Source organism: Stenotrophomonas sp. P5_B8 (genome assembly GCF_054049855.1).
The window spans coordinates 1-3,813 of record NZ_JBFULO010000376.1 but is presented as its reverse complement, the minus strand read 5'-3'; the positions used below and the strand labels follow the sequence as shown (position 1 = coordinate 3,813).

Annotated in this window: 4 protein-coding genes; 2 read left to right on the top strand and 2 right to left on the bottom strand. The window is 69.1% G+C overall.

From position 1 onward, the window contains the following. Window positions 1-547 (top strand): PhzF family phenazine biosynthesis protein (locus tag ACXJKH_RS16635; protein WP_457320962.1); only part of this gene is annotated, 547 nt, incomplete at its 5' end. Between the two features lie 32 nt (window positions 548-579). Here ACXJKH_RS16635 and ACXJKH_RS16630 read toward each other — a convergent pair. Both ACXJKH_RS16630 and ACXJKH_RS16625 read right to left on the bottom strand, forming a co-directional pair. Continuing rightward, a complete protein-coding gene (locus tag ACXJKH_RS16630; protein ID WP_457320961.1) occupies window positions 580-2,256 on the bottom strand; it encodes an amidohydrolase in 1,677 nt (558 codons plus the stop codon). A gap of 75 nt (window positions 2,257-2,331) precedes the next feature. Beyond that, entirely contained in the window at window positions 2,332-2,766 is a 435-nt protein-coding gene (locus ACXJKH_RS16625; RefSeq protein WP_312238668.1) for an OsmC family protein, read from the bottom strand. 376 nt (window positions 2,767-3,142) lie between these two features. Here ACXJKH_RS16625 and ACXJKH_RS16620 point away from each other — a divergent pair, with 376 nt between their 5' ends. Continuing rightward, complete coding sequence (locus ACXJKH_RS16620) at window positions 3,143-3,541, top strand: HU family DNA-binding protein (protein WP_038689886.1); 399 nt, start codon at window positions 3,143-3,145, stop codon at window positions 3,539-3,541. Window positions 3,542-3,813: the final 272 nt, after the last annotated feature.

Here is a 3,813-nt window from a genome sequence, read left to right as displayed (position 1 = left end):
GCGCGTGGACGGTGACGGCGCGGCCCGCACCATCGCCATCCGCACCCCGCGCGCCAGCGTCGCCGAGGTGACCGAGGCCACCGATCCGCGCCTGCAGGCCGCCCTGCAGGGCTGGGCGCTGGGCGCGCTGCCACCGGCGCGGATGGCCGGCGGGCGCAGCTGGTGGGTGGTGGAACTGCGCGATGAGGCCACCCTGCGCGCGCTCCGCCCGGACTGGGATGCCATTGCCGCGCTCGCCGAAAGCACCGACAGCATGGGCGTGTTCGCCTATGCGCGCAGCCAGGGCCAGGCCTGGGACCTGGCCGTGCGTGCGTTCGTCGGCAATGGCCGACGCTTCGAAGATGCCGCCTCCGGCGCGGCCAACGCGGTGCTGGCCGCCTGGCTGGACAGCCGCGACGCCCTGCCTGGCGGTGCGCGCGACTACGTGGTCAGCCAGGGCCGCGAGGTCGGCCACGATGCGCGGCTCAGCCTGCACATCGATGCCGCTGGCGATGTGTGGTCCGGCGGCCAGGTGCAGACGGTCATCCGCGGCACGCTGGACTGGTGATCAGCGCGCAGCGCTAACCGCGACGTGGCGCCTCAGTGCGTCGCGTCCTCGTACACCGGCCGCCCATCCACCCACGTCGACCGCACCTGCAGTTCGGCCAGTTGCGCCGGCGGCACCGTCAGCGGATCGCGATCCAGCACCACGAAGTCCGCACGCAGCCCCGGCTGCAGTCGCCCCACCTGGCCTTCGTCGTGGCCGGCCCACGCCGCATCGGCGGTGAAACCACGCAGCGCCTCGGCCGCGCTCAGGCGCTGGTCCGGCTGCCAGCCACCGGGCGGTTGCCCGGCGCGATCCTGCCGGGTCACCGCGGCATACAGCCCCAGCCGCGGGTCGACCTGTTCCACCGGGAAATCCGAGCCAAGTGCGATATGCGCCCCGGCGGCGAGCATCCGCCGCCACGCGTACGCGCCCAGAATGCGCTCGGGCCCGACCCGGTCCTGCGCCCAGCCCATGTCCGAGGTCGCATGGGTGGGCTGCATCGATGCGATCACGCCCAGTTCGGCAAAGCGCGGAATGTCCTGCAGCGCGACCACCTGCGCATGCTCGATCCGCCAGCGGTGATCGCGGTCGCTGCGCGGCCCCAGCACGCGCGCGTAGGTATCCAGCGCGATGCGGTTGCCCCGGTCGCCGATCGCATGGGTGGCCACCTGCACGCCACAGCCATCGGCCTTGCGCACGGCGGCCTCGAAGTCGTCCGGCGAGATCACCAGCAGCCCGCGGTTGTGCGGGTCATCGCTGTAGTCGGCCAGCAGCGCCGCGCCACGGCTGCCCAGCGCGCCGTCCATGAACAGCTTCACGCCCTGCATTGCCAGCCGCCCACCGGGATGCCGATACGCGCCCTGCGCGCACAGATCGGCCAGTGCCGCGCTGTTGCCATCGGCATAGGCATCGATGCGCAGCGGCAGCTGGCCGGCATCGGCGAAACGGCGCATCAGTGCCAGGTCCTCGCGCGATACGCCCATGTCATGCACCCCGGTCAGCCCCTGGCTGACTGCTTTGCGCAGTGCTCGGGTGAGCATCTGTTCGCGGGCGGCCTCGCTCGGTGCCGGGATCGCCGCGCGCACCAGCTCCATCGCGCCGTCGATGAATACTCCGCTGGGCTGCTCGCGCGCATCGCGGACGATGCGCCCGCCCGCCGGCTGCCAGCGCCCGGCCAGGGCGCGCTGCCCGGGCTGCTTCGCCAGCGCACGCAGGGCGGCGCTGTTGGCCCAGCCGGCATGTCCGTCGATGCGCCCGAGCCAGACCGGACGCTCCGGGAACGCCGCATCGAGGTCGGCCACGGTCGGGAAATCCGTCTGCGTCCACTGGTTCTGGTCCCAGCCGTTGCCCAGCAGCCAGCCGTCCCGGTTGTCGGCCGCGAAGCGCTGCAGCCGCGCGACGATCTCAGCCTTGCTGGTCGCGCCGGTCAGATCGGCCTGCATCAGCGTGCTGCCGAGGAACATCAGGTGGGCGTACGCATCGATCAGGCCCGGCACCACGGTCGCATCGCCCAGGTCGGTCAGCGCCGCCAGCGGGTACAGCGCAAGCAGCGCCTTGCGCTCGCCCACCGCCAGCACGCGGCCGCTGGCATCGTCCCAGGCCAGCGCGGTAGCGGCCGGTGCATCGGGCTCACCGGTGTGGAGGGTCGCGGCGGTCAGCAGCCGGACATCGGCCTGCGCCTGGGTCGCGCACAGACAGGACAACAGGACAGCCAGAACACGAACGCGCATACGATGCTCCCCGCAACGAAACAGGGGCGACTATGCCGCCCCTGCCGGGTTCACTCAATGCGCACTGCGGCACGCTCAGCTCGCCAGCTCGGCCTCCAGGCTGATCGGCACTGCGCTCAGTGCCTTGGACACCGGACAGTTCTGCTTGGCGTCGTCGGCAATCGCGCGGAACTGCGCCGCATCGATCTTCGGCACCACTGCCTTCACCTTCAGGGTGATCTGCGAAAGCTGCGGGCCGCCTTCCATGGACAGGTCGACCTTGGCTTCGGTATCCAGCGAGGTGGGCACGAAGCCGGCCTCGGTGAGCTTGGCCGACAGCGCCATGGTGAAGCAGCCGGCGTGTGCGGCGGCGATCAGTTCTTCGGGATTGGTGCCCTTCTCATCGCCGAAGCGGCTGCTGAAGGCATAGCGGGTTTTGTCCATCAGGCCGCTCTGTGGCGTGCTCAGTTGTCCCTTGCCTGTCTTGAGGTCACCTTCCCAGTGCGCGGTGGCATGACGCGAAATACCCATCGGTTTGTCTCCTGCGGATGAATGGCAGGGCCAGCATGGACGATGCGGCGTTAGCACCGCGTCGGGCCTGTGTGCCCGCCGTGACGACGCATGCCCCGAGCAGGCCCCGCCTTGCCCGCCGGAAGAAAAATAACCGCTGTTTTCAAGGGGTTTGCGCTGCATCCGGCGCAACGTCCTGGTGCCGCCGCGGTCCCTCCCGGGTGGTCGCGCCCCCTGTTTTCCGGGCATGTACTGATGCACTGCGGTAACCAACAGGCGGGAAATCGCGAATTTTTATGCGATTGCCTATTGGCGGCGCCGCATTGTTGCCCTACATTTCGCTTGCCGACCGGGTTCGGCGCGACCAAACAACCAACCGTTCACGGAACAGGAAACCATGGCAAAGACCGCTAAGAAGGCTGCCCCGAAGAAGGCAGTAAAGAAAGTCGCTACCAAGGCAGCCGCCAAGCCGGCCGCTCCCAAGCCGATCAAGGACGTACTGAGCAAGTCTGGTCTGGTTGCACACATCGTTGAAACGTCCGGCGTTGTCGCCAAGGACGTCCGCGCCGTGCTCGCCTCGCTGGAAGGCGCCGTCGCCGCTTCGGTGCACAAGAAGGGCGCTGGCAGCTTCACCCTGCCGGGCCTGCTGAAGATCACCACCGTCAGCGTCGCGGCCAAGCCGAAGCGCAAGGGCATCAACCCGTTCACCAAGGAAGAGCAGTGGTTCGCCGCCAAGCCGGCCTCCACCAAGCTGAAGGTGCGTCCGCTCAAGAAGCTCAAGGACGCTGCGCTGTAACAGGCGCGTTTCCTGCAGCACCGGACGGGACGGCCTTGGCCGTCCCGTTCTTTTTTGGTTCTTCTCCCGTCTGAGGGAGCGTCTTGTTGCAAGGGCCATCGCAGATTGGGCACGCCGCTGCTCGTGTGGACGGTCAGTGCCGGCGGTGTGTGGATAGGGGCTGTGGCTTCGGTTGGGTTTGTCGCGCGCGTGAGGGCCCCGTAGCGGCCGGYAGGCSCCTGGCGCAAATGTCCCCCGGCCGCGGGGCGGCCTCCTCCTTGATTTTGCCCAGG

Coding starts and splice junctions, on each gene's coding strand:
- ACXJKH_RS16630 (WP_457320961.1), bottom strand. CDS start 2,256: ATGCGCGTTCGTGTTCTGGCTGTCCTGTTGTCCTGTCTGTGCGCGACC.
- ACXJKH_RS16625 (WP_312238668.1), bottom strand. CDS start 2,766: ATGGGTATTTCGCGTCATGCCACCGCGCACTGGGAAGGTGACCTCAAG.
- ACXJKH_RS16620 (WP_038689886.1), top strand. CDS start 3,143: ATGGCAAAGACCGCTAAGAAGGCTGCCCCGAAGAAGGCAGTAAAGAAA.